Origin of the sequence: Paenibacillus sp. p3-SID867 (assembly GCF_025142895.1) — a bacterium.
GTDB lineage: Bacteria > Bacillota > Bacilli > Paenibacillales > Paenibacillaceae > Paenibacillus_AQ.
In genome coordinates this window covers 25,706-41,027 of the sequence record NZ_JAMBDM010000015.1, presented here as the reverse complement: position 1 = coordinate 41,027, position 15,322 = coordinate 25,706, and the positions used below count along the sequence as shown (strand labels likewise).

Genomic DNA, 15,322 nt, shown 5'->3' with positions numbered 1-15,322 from the left:
GATCAGATCACTTCAACCATTCTTCCTCGATGAACTGCATCATTTCAAAAGCGCCACCAACGGCATTGGAAGCCACTACAAGGGTATGACCGGTGGCCGGATAATAAGCAGACCGAAAATTCACCCCCGGATCATAGCCCATGACGTGGTATTTAAACACATTCTCATTTTTCTTGGTAATCCACACGCCAAGTCCATAATGCAGATCACTGCCAGGGACTTGTATATGTGAAGCCAGCAGCTTCTCGGTCAGGGGTGCGGTGAGCATCGTGTTGTTCATCAGCGATCTCCATAACTTGATCATGTCCGGTGCCGTCACATAGGCCCCGCCATCGGCATAACCTTGAATCGGAATGGCATACTGGTTCGTTCTCCACGTATCGTCCTCCTCATCAATATACCCGTAAGCCGTATTCGCGGGCAGACGATCCAGCGGAAAATATCCCGAATGCTGCATGCCGCACGGCTCCAATACAAACTGCTGGACATAGTCGCGAAACGGCATTCCAGCCTGCTGTTCAACGATCAGGCCAAGCACCACAAATCCTGCGTTGTTGTAATGGAATCTTTCACCGGGCTGAAATTTCATACGCTTATCCTGGAACAGAGGAAGGAAATCCCTTCCGTTACGGAGTGTATACATGGGAATTGTCTTCCACAGATCCTCGAAGTCGTCCATAACCTCTTCATCAAAGTAATCCGGGATACCCGAGCTGTGACTCAACAAATGAAAAACGGTAATCTCCGGGCTAAAATTAGGCAGCGGAATATCCAGACAATCGCTTAGCTTGCTGTCCAGCGACAGCTTGCCCTGTTCGATAAGCTGACAAACCGCAATCGCGGTGAACAGCTTACAGCCTGAGGCAATGCCAAACCGGGTGTCTGCTTGATTCGGGATCTGATCGGCCCGGTTTGAATAACCGAAGGCACCGTTCCATACGATGTTGTCATTTTCGTCGGTTACGAGCACAGCACCCGAAAAACGAATGCTGGCAGCAAATTCTTCTATTATATGTATCATCGCGAACCCCATCCTTTTTCTAGTTAGGGGTATTTTACCATGCATCCTGAATGAGAGTCTCGGTACAAGATCAATATAATGAAATAAACCCCCTCATCACTTGATGAACGCTTCAATCACAGTCTTCCAGTGGGGGATTTATACAAATGATTCGCTTCGATCCTAATATCTCCACATCATCAGCAGGATCACCGGGACTGCAAAAATAAGCAACCCGGCACCAATCATCGAAGCGACCTGCAGCATGAATGTGTGCTTGGTTGGACCGGACGTCTGCAGCATTCCGCATTGAGCGCATCTGTTAGAAGCAGGGTATACCTCGCCGCCGCAGCTGACACAAATCCCATTATTCCTCATGAATAACGCTCCTTTACTTGGAAAGACAACATCGGTATCTAAACATCGCCACCATTTGTGAATATTATCACATAAATATGATGACAAGTAAAGTCATAATTGATTCATATTCCACCTCAACGCTTCGCTCCGCCATAGTCAAGTTACTCCGTGTCAACCTAAAAACAGGAAGCACGCGGCTCCCTGTTTTACATTTTCAAGCTTATTCTTTTCTACCCATGAATACCGCTACGATAAGCCCCAGCAGCAAGGTGCCTACACTGGTAGCCATCATCCCCGTTCCGGACGGAATACCCGGAAATACGATAACAATAGATCCTAATATCAATCCAATAATCACGGCATACGTCATATATGGGAAACGGTCAAGCAGGTACCGAATCAACCGGCTGCTAACTACAAAGCCAACCACCACTCCCGCACCAATGACAGCTATAATTCCTATATTTAATGAGGAAAGAGCTGAAATGGCAGTAGAATATACGCCTAGAAGGAGAAGTACAAATGACCCGCTAATGCCAGGCAGCAGCATCGCCATGCTGGCTAACCAGCCGGATAAGAACAGTCCGATCCCGTTGGACCAGGTCAGGACCGTTATCGGATCGGATGTGGCATCCGTTCTGAGAAAGGCCGTCGAAGCCAATAAACCGGCTGCTGCAATCAACACGACCACATGCACGGCTTTGAATTTGGTTCTTGCCTCCGCTTTACGTAGAATAAGAGGCAACACCCCTAAAATCAATCCGGTAAAGAAAAACTGGGTGGGCTCATAATAGCTTGCCAGCAGGTATTCAATCAAGCGACTCAGCAGCAATAGAGCTGCTCCAATTCCAACGCCAAGCGGAATCAAAAAGCCCAGCTGCTTCTTCCATTCCCTGCTGAAAAATCCGCTGATAGCCGCCAACAAACGATCATAGATACCGAGCACGACAGCAATGGTGCCGCCGCTTATACCTGGTATCAGGTCACTGACTCCCATCAGCACACCCCGATAAAGGTTCTTCCATTCTATCAAAATCATAATCCTCCTGCCTTACAAAGTGAATCTTATCGTGATAGCCCTACGAAGGAGGTTTTACTTGTTCTTGGCATGCAAAACCAAGTTTCCTACTCCACCAATCGCAAACAACAGTGAAACGACTCCAAATCCCCACTGCCAAGAGCTTCGATCCGTAATGAAAACAACCACCAAGAACGCTATCGCAGCCAAAAAATTAAGCAGCGCAACGATCAAAAATTCCTTTTTCTTCATTATTCATCCTCTACATTCCTACAGAATCAAATCGTCCAGTCTATAACCCACTGTGGTGATCATATCATATTTTTGCCGATGAAGGATGACCGTTATATAAACTTACGGTACAAAAGTAACCGTCTGATCCGTCCACGCTGCTCCATCAAATGCCTTGGCCACTCCCTGCTGATCAATCTTCGCCTTCAGCACATATTTCCACTTCACTGAAGCCGACCATGCCTGTTCGAACAGAAATGGACGCAATCGAATTTCATGCTCGCTTGCCCAGGACGCCATAACCTTTTCCCCATCGATTGACATATCGAAGCCCTCTTTGAACCAAGGATGCTCCTGATCCTTGGGAACACCGGGTGCATTCATGTTTACATAGAGCGAGATATCATCGCACAGCTGCAGCAGGCCAAACTGCCTGTTAACCACATCTTCATCGGGAAATGAAAACTGTTCACGCAGTCTTTTTTGCCGTTCCGTCTCCGAACGGTAGAATTCTACCAGCGGGGCTTCCGCCGCATTTTTCATAAACGACGCAAAATGAAGGCTGCAGAGATACCCTGCATAAGGACTCATCGCTTCGATCTCATCAACACCCTTGGTATACATTAGCATTTTCGGCCGGACCGGATAATCGATAAAAGTATACGGAGTCCGGCTCTCGTCATTCCAAATCGGCGTGTCATCCATCCGAAGCCAAGCGCGGTCATGCTCGGTAATAGCCAGCAGTACTTCTTCCAATACAGACTCATCCATAAACAGCTCTCGCCGGAAGCCCCGGGCAACATCGCCCGAGAATCGGCCATGGTCGTCCTGGGTGGTCATCACAAAAGCATCCTCTGTCTCGCGAATGATCATCAGATCGTCTCCCCTCTATTCATTCTCTACCCCAGATATGCCCTTCGCTTCATCACGGCAATGATGTCTCTGGACTGGCCTTGATGCACGCTCGTATCAAAGCACGAGATCAATTCCCAGCCGTCAATACCGTAGCTGTTCAATAAATCCTCGAATTCCTCCTCATTCACCTTGCCTCCGAGAAATCCTCCGGTTTTGTATTTCAGCGTTTTGTATTCCCATTGATCCATACGCGGCATCCTCCATCATCTCATTTGAATTTAGATCACAAACTTGAACATTTTCTGTAGATAAAATCAGTTCGTATCGCCAACATAGCAAACCACGGGGCGCGCAGCCTTATCCTGAAGCGGCTTAACCAGGGAGCGAGGGTATACCCGAATGTCATCCAATGCGGACAGATCGATCCATTCCACACCCACCTGGTATTCATCCGGGTTATGGCCAAGAAAGGTATCCCCTGCATCCGCCAAGTTGCACTCAAAATAAAACTCCACTTGGTGCACATCGGAATCCCATTCCGCAAACTCGTGGTTGGACCCTATGTATTCACGGACATGCAGCAGATCGCGAACTTCCACCTTACGCCCGATTTCCTCCTGACACTCTCTGAGCACCGCCTGCACCAAGGTTTCCCCTTTCTCTTGTCCGCCGCCAGGGAACAGATAGAAATCCCCCAAATGATCTACGTTTTTCGTTAGAAGAATTTGATGATTCCGCATAATGACGGCCTTGGCCGAGTTTCGTATCGGTTTCATGAGCTGTCTCCTTTGTATCGGTTTCTAGTTCTGTATTCTATTGTAGCAAATATAAATCCTCCATGAGTCAGCCTGCAATTCGTACAAATACATGAATGTAATAAGCCGGTGTCCTATGAGCATGCTCAAAGAATACCGGCTGTGTTATAAACACATCACGAATAAATGCCTAACTCCCGAAGCCATCTAGCGCCTATATGAGCCACTCGCCCGCTTCTTGCGAACAACGGCCGCCACCCACACAACGATCAGAAGGATGAACCCTGCCACAATCCAATCCTTAATGATCTCCCACGGAACACGGGCCCCGCCAGACTCACCATCATAACGAGCCATGACATAGCCTTCCAGCGTCTCAACCGCGATCACGGATTCCGGAGTAATTCCTTGGATGGCATAGTATTTTGTTCCCTTTGGGTAAATATTAGAGAAGTTGCCGCCGTAGGTCCCTTCCCGATCCGTATGGTAGGTGATCGGTAATTTCATATACCATTCCGTACGATGGAAATTTACCATGGTCCACCTCGGATATCAGAGTCATGTACCTTCATACGTAACGGGAGGCTATTTTATCTGCTTGCTCCTGCCATCGACGATCAACTCGATGCCTGGCTCGTTTATTCCGCCTGAAACACCGTATGAAGCATCGATTTGCTCTGTCGAACCCTCAAAGGTTTCTTCGACCTGCACCACCCCTCGAGGCCGAACCGTAACTGCCTTAGGCTCGAAATTAACCATCTTCCCTCCAATATTAACGCTTAGCGGTCGTACCATAACCTGCTGCTCAGTGCCATAACTGTAAATATGAATCTGGCAGTGTGCCCGAATAGCATCATTCTCTGAGCGATAATCACAATTGCTGTCTTTTCTGGAGTAGGACACGGTGGATATTCCGCTCGAATTATAATTCACCACATACATAACAAACTCTGATATAAATGGAAAAATAACGATCCATGCAACACAGCCGACCATCACCCGGCTCATGATCTTCGGATAACGGGGGCGATATCTGCGGACCACCCACAGGATACCGACCATCAACAAAACTAGACCGGTAATTACAGGAAGATGAAAGCCATAATTGCCTTGCTTAGTCCATGGCGAGATCCCTGCCCAGCGAAACAGATCATCCCCGAACGAATAGCCCAGATGCTGATTGGAAATAAACAGCAACCCCACAATGATTGCGGAAATGGAGAGGATTTTACCCTTCAGTTATATCTCCTCCTCGGCGAACCCATTTTCCACATTATAACAAATAAGAGACCCTGTGGTAACCTTAATTAATCCGTCTTGGTTAATGGTTTATTCTCTACAATACCCAGCCTCGTTCCGCTCTTGGCTTCATGCAGCAGCTTCCGGTCACGATGGATGAGACATAACAGCACATGGATACACACAACGCCATCCAGAAGCAATACCCCTAGTGCATACATGGCAGCCAGGACTTGTGAACCCAAGACATTAACGGTAATAAGCAGGGCATGAAGTCCACCCCATACCACATATAACAGACCGTTACGGGTAATCACTTCCTTCAACTTCAGGTGTTCCTCTGCACCTCGAATCTGGACCCGGACAATCCACTTGCCCAGCGTCTGTCCCTGCATCATATAAGGCAGCACGATATGATATAAAATGACGACAATAAAATACGCACCCCTCACGTTCAGTACGGTCAACACGCCTATGATCGGCAGCACGACCCCTGCATCAATGCCAAAAGCGATCGCCCGGCGCGTATAACTGACCCGTTTCTGCGACAGATCCACCGTCTCGTCCAGTCGATCAAGGCGTGGCAGGTGATTTTTCATCCAATCCGCGAGCACGAATCCCATCATCCCACCCATGGTATTCAACAGCAGATCGTCCACATCAAACAACCGGTAAGGGTGATCATAGATGCCGTAAATGCCGGTCACCTGGGTCACCTCGAAGAACAGCGATAGTCCGAATGAGGCCACCAAGCACGTAAGCCAGGATGCCCGAGCGTAATAACGCAGGAACATACCGAACGGAACCACGAGAAATACGTTAAACACGACCTGCAAGAAGGCTCTTTCCTTCAACAAATGCAGGTAAGTCGAGGGCACGCCCCATACCACCTTGGTCTCCTTCAATATATCCTGTATAAAATTCAGCGGAATCCACTGCATGACCGAGGCTACATTCATCGGGGAATTGTGCCGCGAGGCAGGCAAAGGAAGGAGCACCAGATACACCGCGTTCATCATGTAGAGCAGAAATAGATACAGCAGAAATCCCCGGAATTTATTAAAATAACCATATTTGCGATACTGCACAATCAGAAAGGGAACTGCGCACAGCAAAGCCGCTATGGGAAAGGTTAAAAATGCATAAGATATAGGAAACAGATAGGCTTCCAGCATGCTCTTCGTTCACTCCCTCTGTGATGTTCTACTTATAAGTTACAGGATCAAGTTTAAATGACGGGGATTCCTATGTTTAAAATGCGTTTAAAAAAACGCACACCCGCGTCATAATCGGCCCTGCTGTTAACCCGGGGGTTTCCGGTTATACCCCAAAACCGAATAACCCACACCAACAGTGTGGGCAGGATCACCATATGCAAGAAGCATTTGAGTGAATGTCATCGGAATAACATGGTCATTGTTCCTACCTTCACGCATTGGTTGACGGGAGCCAGACCCAGTACAGCTTCCATGAAGTCCAGTTATTACTTCTGCTTACGCGCAGCTTTTCCAAAGCTGATCTTCCTGGGAAGTCCCAGCGTGAACTGCTCACGATACCCGTTCCACTCTATCTTTAGGGTTAGATCCTTGTTAGGGTTCATCATATCAAGCAGATGCTCCAAATCAAGCTTCCCCTTGGTTTCCTTCATGGCAGCATAGTCGATCCCCACGACGATTCCGCCCTCCATAAAGTGGCCCGCCATATCCTCCAGCCGATAGTCTACCTTGCCATGGTCGAGAGGTTCCTTTCCTAAGTACTGCAGCTTCAGCTTTCCGCCAAGCGAATCCTGAAACACGGTAAACTTCGCATTGATCTTATCCTGATGGGTAATGGCATAAGTTGCTTTCCACTTCTCACCCTTGCCTGTTAAGGTCATGGTTTTATTTCGATTCACGTGGAACCTCCTCACCCAGCACAACCGGTTATCCCGATTAGGCTCATATCATAATAACGAGGAGGCATAGGGAATGGTTCTTCAATTTTGCAAATAATTCATAATCTCAAGCAAATCGGTAATCTCCCCATCCTTGGCGAAGTCCGGATCATAGTAGGGATCCCGCTTCCAGATGCCCTTCATGCCGATACGCCGGCTTGCGGTTACGTCGTTGTCCGGATGGTCGCCGACATAGATCGATTCTTCAGCCTTTGATTTAAGACGGCTTAATGTATTGGCAAAAATCCTTGGATCGGGCTTGCGTAAGCCCTCCCACTCCGAAATCGCAATAATATCAAAATAAGGCTCGATGCCGAGTCCCTTGATATTGTTATATTGAAATTCGCCGTAACCATTGGAGATCAGTCCGAGTTTTATTCCCTTACCTTTCGCAATGTTGATGAAACTCGGATATGTAATCGGTCAGGAGGGTATCCCATGGCAGAGGAAGAGCAAACTCCTCGATTAACTGACGATACACTTGGTCCTTCCATACATATCCTCTGCGATCCAGCTCAACAAACCGTCTCACATACACCTCTCTGTCCACTGCCGCATCATGGAGCAATAAACGATCATACTGGTCTTGTACGAAGCGAATCAGTGATGTATCGCGGTCAAGCAGGGTCCCGTCCAGATCAAAAACAACGGTAGTAATCATAGCGTCCGTCCTTTCTCTGAGAATACAGGTAATAGCTTAAGCGATAACCCTGCAAGCTTAGGAGAGTTGCCGCACCATCATCCTGTTATTTAATCCTCCGCTTTCCGGTATACCCGTTCCGGCCTGCCTACCGTGCCATAGGAAATATCCGCCACGAGGACGCCCTTCTCCACGAAGTACTCCAGATATCTTCTTGCTGTCGTTCGGCTGAAGCCTCCACGCTTGCCCAATTCCTCCGCGGTCCACACGTCCCCGGACTCCTCGATGTAGGACAGGATTTTCTCGCTCGTCAGTTTATCGATGCCTTTTGGAAAATACACTTCCCTGTCCATCCGTTCACCGGCACGCCATAACAGCTGGTCGATGCCCTGTTGATCGATCTGCTTGTTCGCGCCGCCGAGCTGCTTCATCTGCTCATAATATTTTCGATAGGCTTTCAGCTTCTCCTGGAAACGGTCGAAGACCACCGGCTTGATCATAAAATCGTACACACCGCCGCGAATCGCCTCCCGCACCGTATCGAATTCCTTGGCTGCCGTTATAATAATAACATCGGTATTCGGATATCCCCGTTGAATGTGCTGCAGCAGATCCAATCCCGACATATCGGGAAAATACAAATCCAACAGCACCAGATCAGGTGCCAGAATATCCAGCTGCTCATGCGCCTGGGCCCGATCCGTTGCAATGCCTATCACCTCGAAGCCCTCCACCTTCTCAACGAACCGCTGATTAATGCTGGCAATACGCACATCATCCTCAATGATTGCTACCCGAATCATGAACATCTCCCCTTGTTTTTGGTATCTTGACCGTGAACACGGCCCCGCCTTCAGGTGCGTTGCGGAAAGCAATGGTACCCTGCAGTTGCTGTATGGTCCCGTTGACGATTGATAGGCCAAAACCTCGATTGCGCTCCCCCTTGGTGGAGTAACCCAGCTCAAACAGTCGATCCGTTCCAGCCTCGGCAATACCGGTCCCGCTGTCGGATACTTCGATCATTAATTCATTGGCCTGATCGTGTAACTCTATCCTTACCCATCTATTGTCCGATTTGGATCCCATTGCTGCCTCCATGGCGTTGTCGATCAAATTACCGATAATAGTGACGAGCTGGTTTCGGCTAATATGACCGGGAATGTCTTTAAAGGAACTGCTCCGGTCGATCTCAACCTTCACCTTCAACTCGCTTCCGCGATTAAACTTTCCAATAAGAATGCCGCCGATGATGGGATCGGGAATCTCCTGCAGCAGGAATTGAATCAGGTTCTGGTGCACATCGGTCTCATGCGTAATCAGATCCATCGCCTCCTGGTACGATTCCAGCTGAATCAGGCCGTATATCGTATACAGCTTGTTGGAATATTCGTGCGTCTGCGCGCGCAGCGCTTCCGTATATCTCTTCACCTGCGTGAGCTCTTCGGTCAAGTGCAGCAGCTCGGACTTGTTTCGAAAGCTGGAGACCGCCCCTACAATCCGATGCTCATGATCATAGATAGGCAGCCGGTTCACCACAACCGCATGATCGTTAATGACCATCTCTTGGTCTTTCTCTGCTACCCCGGTTTGCATCACCTCCAGCAGCCTGGTGCCCGGGATAACGTCCTGAATATACTGCCCGGCGATCACCCTGCGCTCCTCCGGATCGATCAGCATCATGGCTGTATGGTTGGCCAAGGTTACGATGCCCTCCCGATTGACAGCGATAATGCCTTCATGAATCGTTTCCAGAATCGCCCGTTTCTCTTGATATAATAAGCCGATTTCCTTGGGCTCCAGCCCGTGAATGGATCGCTTGACGCTGGACGATATCCATATAGCGCCGCAACATCCCAGGATTAATGCAAGTCCTGCAAAGAACAGGACACGATTGCGATACGATTGTGCTGATATCTCGATATCTTTCATTAAAATGCCGACCGATACGATACCGATGATTTCATTCTTATCATTGTAGATCGGCGTCTTCCCCCGAAGCGAGGGTCCCATGGAGCCAATCGCCTTCGATATGATGCTCATGCCCTGCAGTACCGGGCCGTTGTCGCCACCGACCATCTCTTTGCCAATCCGATCGGCGAGCGGATGCGCATAACGGATCCCTTCTCGGTTACCGATGACGATATACTCCGCGTCCGTCTCCAGCCGAATTTCCTCGACCACAGGCTGAATGATGGCAGACGGGTTCTCTTCCTCGAACGCGTCCTGAATGACGTCCATCTCCGCCACGGCCTTCGCCAGCTTTAATGCCGAAGCGCCAATGCTCTTCTCCAGCGTTGTGACGAGCAGCCGCTCAAAACTGAAGGTCAAGGCGACAATAACAGAAAACAAAAGGGTGCCTATAAGCAGAATCAATCTCGTCTGTAAACGCATTCATATTCCTCCATAAGGATTATCGCCATAAACGCGGCTCTGATTTCCCTATTGTATTCTAGATCACACCTGTAACAATAGTCTCTGACAAAAATCGGCCGTGAATTTTATGAACAAAATTAGCGAAATGAAGCTTTTTCAACTTATGTCGCAATTCTATTCAAGCTAGATTCACGATGGTAGTATAGAGGAATCTCATAAAGTAAGCGCTTACAGTAGTTACGAGCATTGGTTATCCATAAAGGAGGAACTCATTCATGCTAAAACGAACCGGCTTCACAATCATAGCTTCTGCACTTGTCCTGGCGATGAGCTTGACAGCCTGCAGTACTTCCGGAAGCAGCACCGGCGATTATCCGAAAAAACCATTTATCGTGACCGCGCCTTCAGGCGCCGGCGGTGGATGGGACAAAACGGCCCGTTCCCTCACCAAAGTATTAACGGAAACGAAGCTCATCGAACAGACCATGACGGTTGAGAATAAACCCGGCGGCGGCGGGACCGTATTTCTCGCGGAATACGTGGCAAAAGACAACGAAGATCCCTACAAGCTGTTCGTGAGTTCTCCGCCCATTCTCATTAACAATCTGAAAAAAGAAGGGAACAGTCCATTTGGCTACAAAGACGTGACACCGCTCGCCCAAATGACCAAAGACTTTGGAGCGATTGCCGTACCGGCAAACTCCAAATTTACCGATCTGCAATCGCTGATCGACGCGATCAAAGCCGATCCCACTTCAGTCACGCTAGCTGGTGGCTCCGCTCCGGGCTCGATGGACCACTTGATCAGCGTTCTGCCTGCATTCAAATCCGGCGTGGATCCGAGAACCGTTAAGTACTTATCTTATGATGGCGGCGGCGAAGCCATCGCGGCCCTCCTCGGCAACAATGCCGATGCGATCGGCACGGATATCTCTTCGCTCGGCAGTTACTTGAAAGCCGGCAAGATCAAAATCCTGGCCGTTACTTCAAGTGAACGCCTGGGCGGAGACTTCGCGGATGTACCGACCCTGAAGGAGCTCGGTCTGGATGCCGAATTTACGATCTGGCGCGGCGTATTCGGTCCGAAGGGACTGACGGAAGAACAGCTGGCCTTCTGGGATAAAACGCTGAAGGACCTCTCCGAGAACGAAGCATGGCAGAAAGAGCTGGTTGCCAACGACTGGGCAAGCGAATACCGAAACGCTGCTGACTTCAAGGCATTCCTTGAAGAACAGGAGCGAGACGTGCAGGAGCTGCTCACAGCGTTGGGTATGCAGAAGTAAGCCTTGGAGTTGAGGGAGCGGTGCGCTCCCCTCCCCTCTCCCGTTTCATCCTTGAGGAGGTGTCCACCTTGAACAGAACGTTTGACCGCTACGCCAGCATCGTATTTCTGCTCCTTGGCATCGGCTTTATGTGGCAGAGCGCCAAGATCAGCTCATCCGCGTACGGAAGCACCGTTGGCCCTAACATATTCCCGTTCGGCCTCGGGCTGGCGCTTGTGCTGCTGAGCATTCGTTTGTTTTATGAAGCCCTGAAAGCCAAGCCGGCGGAGAACCGTACAGAGAAACTGGACTACAAACGGTTCTTCATGATTTTTGCGGCAGCCTTTCTTTATGCCTATTTCCTGGAATTCATCGGATATATCATCGGTACCTTCCTGTTCCTCCTGTTTGCGTTTCAGACGCTGGAACGAGGCAAGTGGCTGAAATCCATTCTAATCTCCGCGCTGTTCTCCGGCGGCGTGTACGTCATCTTTGTTGTTTTGCTGGAAGGCTCCATGCCGGGCTTCCCGTCTTGGCTATCATGAGCATGGGAGGAATCTACAATGAATGTTCTGGATTATCTGGCGGACGGCTTTATGACCGCCTTGCAGTGGCATAACCTGCTCTTTGCCTTTTTAGGCGTGCTGATCGGCACTTCGGTCGGGGTGCTTCCCGGCATCGGTCCGATGAGCGGCGTCGCGCTTTTGATCCCCGTCACCGCCTCCATGACTAGCGGCTTGCCGGCGGAAGCGGCAGCAACCAGTTCAATCATTCTGCTGGCAGGCGTTTATTATGGAGCCATGTATGGCGGATCTACTACTTCGATTCTGCTGAACACGCCCGGGGAGTCCTCTTCTGTTGTTACGACGCTGGACGGCTACCAGATGGCGAAGCAAGGCAGGGCAGGCCCCGCCTTGTCCATCGCTGCGATCGGCTCGTTCGCAGCCGGGCTCTTCGCGCTTGTGGCGTTGATCGCGCTGGCGGAGCCTTTATCCAATGTAGCGATTAAATTCGGCCCAGCTGATTATTTCTCGCTCATGCTGCTGGGACTCTGTGCAGTAAGCGGGCTTGCAGGTAAATCGATCACCAAGGCGCTCATCATGACCGTATTCGGTCTGTTGCTCGCGACCATCGGCATGGATACCGTATCCGGCGTCGCCCGATTCACCTTCGATATTCCCATCCTGTATTCCGGACTGGAATTTCTAACGATTGCCGTCGGTTTGTTTGCCCTTGGCGAAGTGTTTAAATCCATCCTGGAGAGGGACTACGCAGCGGGTCCAACTTCCAAGATCGGCCGCATCCTCCCGACACGCCAAGACATGAAGGATAGCGCGGGACCGATTGCCCGCGGCTCGATCCTCGGCTTCTTTATCGGCATCCTGCCGGGTGCCGGCGCAACGCTTGCTTCCTTCTTCAGTTATATCGTTGAGAAAAAGGTTAGCAAGCATCCCGAATCCTTCGGCAAAGGCAATATCGCTGGCGTTGCTGCACCCGAGTCGGCCAACAATGCGGCATCCGGAGGCGCTATGATCCCTCTGCTGACACTGGGAATTCCGGGTTCCGGAACAACTGCCATCCTGATGGGGGCACTCATCATGTACAACATCCAGCCAGGCCCGCTGCTGTTCGAAGAGCACCCTCAAGTTGCATGGGGACTGATCGCCAGCATGCTCATCGGTAACCTGCTGCTGCTTGTACTGAATATGCCGCTGGTTAAAGTATTTGCCAAGGTCATCCAGACCCCGGCCAAATATCTCATACCCATCATCATTGCCATCTCCATCTTCGGCGTTTACGCCGTTCAAGCACAGATCTTTGACCTGGTCCTGCTGCTCATCTGCGGCATTGCCGGCTTCCTGCTGGCCCGCAATGACTTTCCGCTCGCGCCGCTGGTGCTCGGACTCGTGCTGGGTCCCATGATCGAGAACAATATGCGCCGGGCGCTGACCACATCCAACGGCGACTTTATGATCTTCCTGCAGAAGCCGATGTCGCTGGCATTCCTCATCATCGCCTTGCTTTGGATTATCGTTCCGATTCTACTCAAACGAAAAGGCAAGGAAGTTATCGTGAACGAAGAAGGCTAACCCATCATACGAATATCGATAAGCCAAGGAGGCAGTCATGAATACCAGCAAACTAGGCGGCAAAAGTGTCATCGCAAGAATCGAAATGCATACGGAAGAAGCAAGCTTTGGCCAAGTAACGGCCGCCATCTTCGAGGCGGGAGGCGATATCGTGGCCATTGACGTCATTCAGACGAGCAAGCATACGACGATTCGCGACGTCACCATCACGGTGATCGACACCATCGACATCGACATTATTGCCGAGCGCATTCGCGCCATGTCCGGCGTTCAGCTGCTGCATCTATCTGACCGCACCTTCCTGCTCCATCTTGGAGGAAAGATTGAAACCAAGCTGAAAGCGCCGATCCAGAACCGCGACGACCTCTCCCGCGTGTATACGCCGGATGTTGCTCGCGTATGCATGGCAATCCACGAAGAACCGCGTAAAGCCTTTACGCTCACCGTCAAGCGCAACACCGTAGCCGTCATCTCCGACGGCAGCGCCGTCCTGGGACTTGGCAATATTGGCCCCTATGCGGCCATGCCGGTGATGGAGGGCAAGTCGATGCTCTTCAAGCAGCTGGCGGATGTGGACTCCTTCCCAATCTGTCTGGATACACAGGATACCGAAGGGATCATTACGGCGATCAAAGCGATCGCTCCCGCGTTTGGCGGTATCAATCTGGAAGATATCTCATCGCCGCGATGCTTTGAGATTGAGCAGCGTCTGCGCGAGGAATTGGACATCCCGGTGTTCCATGATGACCAGCATGGAACCGCCGTCGTCCTGTATGCAGCCTTGATCAATGCGCTGAAGGTCGTCGGTAAATCCGTAGAGAATCTGAAGGTTGTCGTCTGCGGCATTGGCGCCGCAGGCGTTGCTTGCAGCAAAATACTTATGTCGGCGGGCGTGAAGAACATCATCGGCGTCGATCGCCTCGGCGCGCTGACCTCCGATCAGACGTATGACCATCCAATGTGGCAATGGTACGCCAGCAACACCAACCCCGAACGGCGTTCCGGTTCACTTCAAGACGTCATCCAGGGCGCCGACGTATTCATCGGCTTGTCTGCCGGTGGAATCCTGAAGAGAAAGGATGTTCAAGCGATGGCAGAGCGTCCGATCGTCTTCGCGATGGCCAATCCGATCCCGGAGATTCTGCCGGAGGAGGCAGAGGATATCGCGGGCGTCATTGCAACAGGCCGCTCGGATTACCCGAACCAGATTAACAACGTGTTATGTTTTCCCGGTATTTTTCGCGGCGCCCTGGACTGCCGAGCCTCTGCCATCAACGAGGAGATGAAACTCGCCGCGGCCGAAGCGATCGCATCGGCGGTCACGGACAAGGAACGGAGCCGGCATTACATCATCCCGAGCGTATTCAACCAACAAGTCGTCAGCGGTATCCGGGACCTTGTCATCCAGGCAGCCATCCGAACCGGGGTCGCGCGCCGTATTCCAAGGGAATACCGCTAACGGTTACGATTCCATGAAACGGGGAGGATTCGTCAAGCACCAGCTGCAGCTGAAAGAGGATTGATCCCTAAGATCTATAGAGCGACCCATCTTAAGATATGAGTATT

At 50.5% G+C, this 15,322-nt stretch carries 17 protein-coding genes and 1 pseudogene; 4 read left to right on the top strand and 14 right to left on the bottom strand.

Going from position 1 to position 15,322, the window contains the following annotated elements:
• Nucleotides 1-7: 7 nt before the first annotated feature.
• From M4D81_RS25815 to M4D81_RS25750, 14 genes and pseudogenes are all read right to left on the bottom strand, one after another.
• Nucleotides 8-1,021 carry a serine hydrolase domain-containing protein gene (locus M4D81_RS25815; protein ID WP_260068511.1) on the bottom strand — a complete coding sequence of 338 codons (1,014 nt, stop codon included), beginning with the start codon at nucleotides 1,019-1,021 and terminating at the stop codon, nucleotides 8-10.
• Nucleotides 1,022-1,183: 162 nt separating this feature from the next.
• Entirely contained in the window at nucleotides 1,184-1,378 is a 195-nt protein-coding gene (locus M4D81_RS25810) for a hypothetical protein (protein WP_260068510.1), read from the bottom strand.
• Between the two features lie 202 nt (nucleotides 1,379-1,580).
• A complete protein-coding gene (locus M4D81_RS25805; RefSeq protein ID WP_260068584.1) occupies nucleotides 1,581-2,390 on the bottom strand; it encodes a DUF368 domain-containing protein in 810 nt (269 codons plus the stop codon).
• A gap of 63 nt (nucleotides 2,391-2,453) precedes the next feature.
• Nucleotides 2,454-2,630 carry a hypothetical protein gene (locus tag M4D81_RS25800; RefSeq protein ID WP_164762893.1) on the bottom strand — a complete coding sequence of 59 codons (177 nt, stop codon included), beginning with the start codon at nucleotides 2,628-2,630 and terminating at the stop codon, nucleotides 2,454-2,456.
• A 102-nt stretch (nucleotides 2,631-2,732) separates the two neighbouring features.
• Nucleotides 2,733-3,482 (bottom strand): DUF3891 family protein, encoded by a 750-nt coding sequence (locus M4D81_RS25795; protein WP_260068509.1) that lies wholly within the window; start codon nucleotides 3,480-3,482, stop codon nucleotides 2,733-2,735.
• Between the two features lie 26 nt (nucleotides 3,483-3,508).
• The gene (locus M4D81_RS25790) at nucleotides 3,509-3,712 is read right to left on the bottom strand and encodes a DUF4177 domain-containing protein (protein ID WP_006207549.1); all 204 of its coding nucleotides are present in this window, start codon (nucleotides 3,710-3,712) and stop codon (nucleotides 3,509-3,511) included.
• 66 nt (nucleotides 3,713-3,778) lie between these two features.
• Nucleotides 3,779-4,240, bottom strand: coding sequence for an NUDIX domain-containing protein (locus tag M4D81_RS25785; RefSeq protein WP_071219470.1), 462 nt, complete (start codon nucleotides 4,238-4,240; stop codon nucleotides 3,779-3,781).
• Nucleotides 4,241-4,426: 186 nt separating this feature from the next.
• Nucleotides 4,427-4,756, bottom strand: a complete 330-nt coding sequence (locus M4D81_RS25780; RefSeq protein WP_260068508.1) for a hypothetical protein — start codon at nucleotides 4,754-4,756, stop codon at nucleotides 4,427-4,429.
• A 48-nt stretch (nucleotides 4,757-4,804) separates the two neighbouring features.
• Nucleotides 4,805-5,422 carry a hypothetical protein gene (locus tag M4D81_RS25775; protein WP_260068507.1) on the bottom strand — a complete coding sequence of 206 codons (618 nt, stop codon included), beginning with the start codon at nucleotides 5,420-5,422 and terminating at the stop codon, nucleotides 4,805-4,807.
• A gap of 104 nt (nucleotides 5,423-5,526) precedes the next feature.
• The gene (locus M4D81_RS25770; RefSeq protein WP_260068506.1) at nucleotides 5,527-6,633 is read right to left on the bottom strand and encodes a VanZ family protein; all 1,107 of its coding nucleotides are present in this window, start codon (nucleotides 6,631-6,633) and stop codon (nucleotides 5,527-5,529) included.
• Nucleotides 6,634-6,941: 308 nt separating this feature from the next.
• Nucleotides 6,942-7,352 carry a hypothetical protein gene (locus M4D81_RS25765; protein ID WP_260068505.1) on the bottom strand — a complete coding sequence of 137 codons (411 nt, stop codon included), beginning with the start codon at nucleotides 7,350-7,352 and terminating at the stop codon, nucleotides 6,942-6,944.
• A gap of 228 nt (nucleotides 7,353-7,580) precedes the next feature.
• A pseudogene (locus M4D81_RS34980) lies at nucleotides 7,581-8,052 on the bottom strand (HAD family hydrolase); the annotation flags it as partial.
• Nucleotides 8,053-8,141: 89 nt separating this feature from the next.
• Nucleotides 8,142-8,834 carry a response regulator gene (locus M4D81_RS25755; protein ID WP_071219466.1) on the bottom strand — a complete coding sequence of 231 codons (693 nt, stop codon included), beginning with the start codon at nucleotides 8,832-8,834 and terminating at the stop codon, nucleotides 8,142-8,144.
• Nucleotides 8,812-10,422 (bottom strand): ATP-binding protein, encoded by a 1,611-nt coding sequence (locus M4D81_RS25750; protein ID WP_260068504.1) that lies wholly within the window; start codon nucleotides 10,420-10,422, stop codon nucleotides 8,812-8,814. The genes M4D81_RS25755 and M4D81_RS25750 overlap by 23 nt, the downstream gene beginning before the upstream one ends.
• Before the next feature lie 257 nt (nucleotides 10,423-10,679).
• On the opposite strand from M4D81_RS25750, the gene M4D81_RS25745 reads away from it, so the two are divergent.
• The 4 genes from M4D81_RS25745 (at nucleotide 10,680) to M4D81_RS25730 (ending at nucleotide 15,215) form a co-directional block, all read left to right on the top strand.
• Nucleotides 10,680-11,687, top strand: a complete 1,008-nt coding sequence (locus M4D81_RS25745) for a Bug family tripartite tricarboxylate transporter substrate binding protein (RefSeq protein ID WP_071219464.1) — start codon at nucleotides 10,680-10,682, stop codon at nucleotides 11,685-11,687.
• A 68-nt stretch (nucleotides 11,688-11,755) separates the two neighbouring features.
• On the top strand, nucleotides 11,756-12,211 hold the full coding sequence (locus tag M4D81_RS25740) for a tripartite tricarboxylate transporter TctB family protein (protein ID WP_071219463.1): 456 nt from the start codon (nucleotides 11,756-11,758) through the stop codon (nucleotides 12,209-12,211).
• 18 nt (nucleotides 12,212-12,229) lie between these two features.
• A complete protein-coding gene (locus M4D81_RS25735) occupies nucleotides 12,230-13,756 on the top strand; it encodes a tripartite tricarboxylate transporter permease (RefSeq protein ID WP_260068503.1) in 1,527 nt (508 codons plus the stop codon).
• A 37-nt stretch (nucleotides 13,757-13,793) separates the two neighbouring features.
• A complete protein-coding gene (locus tag M4D81_RS25730) occupies nucleotides 13,794-15,215 on the top strand; it encodes an NAD-dependent malic enzyme (protein ID WP_260068502.1) in 1,422 nt (473 codons plus the stop codon).
• Nucleotides 15,216-15,322: the final 107 nt, after the last annotated feature.

Excerpts from the sequence above, each read along its gene's own strand:
- M4D81_RS25815 (WP_260068511.1), bottom strand. The coding sequence starts at position 1,021 with ATGATACATATAATAGAAGAATTTGCTGCCAGCATTCGTTTTTCGGGT.
- M4D81_RS25810 (WP_260068510.1), bottom strand. The coding sequence starts at position 1,378 with ATGAGGAATAATGGGATTTGTGTCAGCTGCGGCGGCGAGGTATACCCT.
- M4D81_RS25800 (WP_164762893.1), bottom strand. The coding sequence starts at position 2,630 with ATGAAGAAAAAGGAATTTTTGATCGTTGCGCTGCTTAATTTTTTGGCT.
- M4D81_RS25795 (WP_260068509.1), bottom strand. The coding sequence starts at position 3,482 with ATGATCATTCGCGAGACAGAGGATGCTTTTGTGATGACCACCCAGGAC.
- M4D81_RS25790 (WP_006207549.1), bottom strand. The coding sequence starts at position 3,712 with ATGGATCAATGGGAATACAAAACGCTGAAATACAAAACCGGAGGATTT.
- M4D81_RS25785 (WP_071219470.1), bottom strand. The coding sequence starts at position 4,240 with ATGAAACCGATACGAAACTCGGCCAAGGCCGTCATTATGCGGAATCAT.
- M4D81_RS25780 (WP_260068508.1), bottom strand. The coding sequence starts at position 4,756 with ATGGTAAATTTCCATCGTACGGAATGGTATATGAAATTACCGATCACC.
- M4D81_RS25770 (WP_260068506.1), bottom strand. The coding sequence starts at position 6,633 with ATGCTGGAAGCCTATCTGTTTCCTATATCTTATGCATTTTTAACCTTT.
- M4D81_RS25755 (WP_071219466.1), bottom strand. The coding sequence starts at position 8,834 with ATGATTCGGGTAGCAATCATTGAGGATGATGTGCGTATTGCCAGCATT.
- M4D81_RS25750 (WP_260068504.1), bottom strand. The coding sequence starts at position 10,422 with ATGCGTTTACAGACGAGATTGATTCTGCTTATAGGCACCCTTTTGTTT.
- M4D81_RS25745 (WP_071219464.1), top strand. The coding sequence starts at position 10,680 with ATGCTAAAACGAACCGGCTTCACAATCATAGCTTCTGCACTTGTCCTG.
- M4D81_RS25735 (WP_260068503.1), top strand. The coding sequence starts at position 12,230 with ATGAATGTTCTGGATTATCTGGCGGACGGCTTTATGACCGCCTTGCAG.
- M4D81_RS25730 (WP_260068502.1), top strand. The coding sequence starts at position 13,794 with ATGAATACCAGCAAACTAGGCGGCAAAAGTGTCATCGCAAGAATCGAA.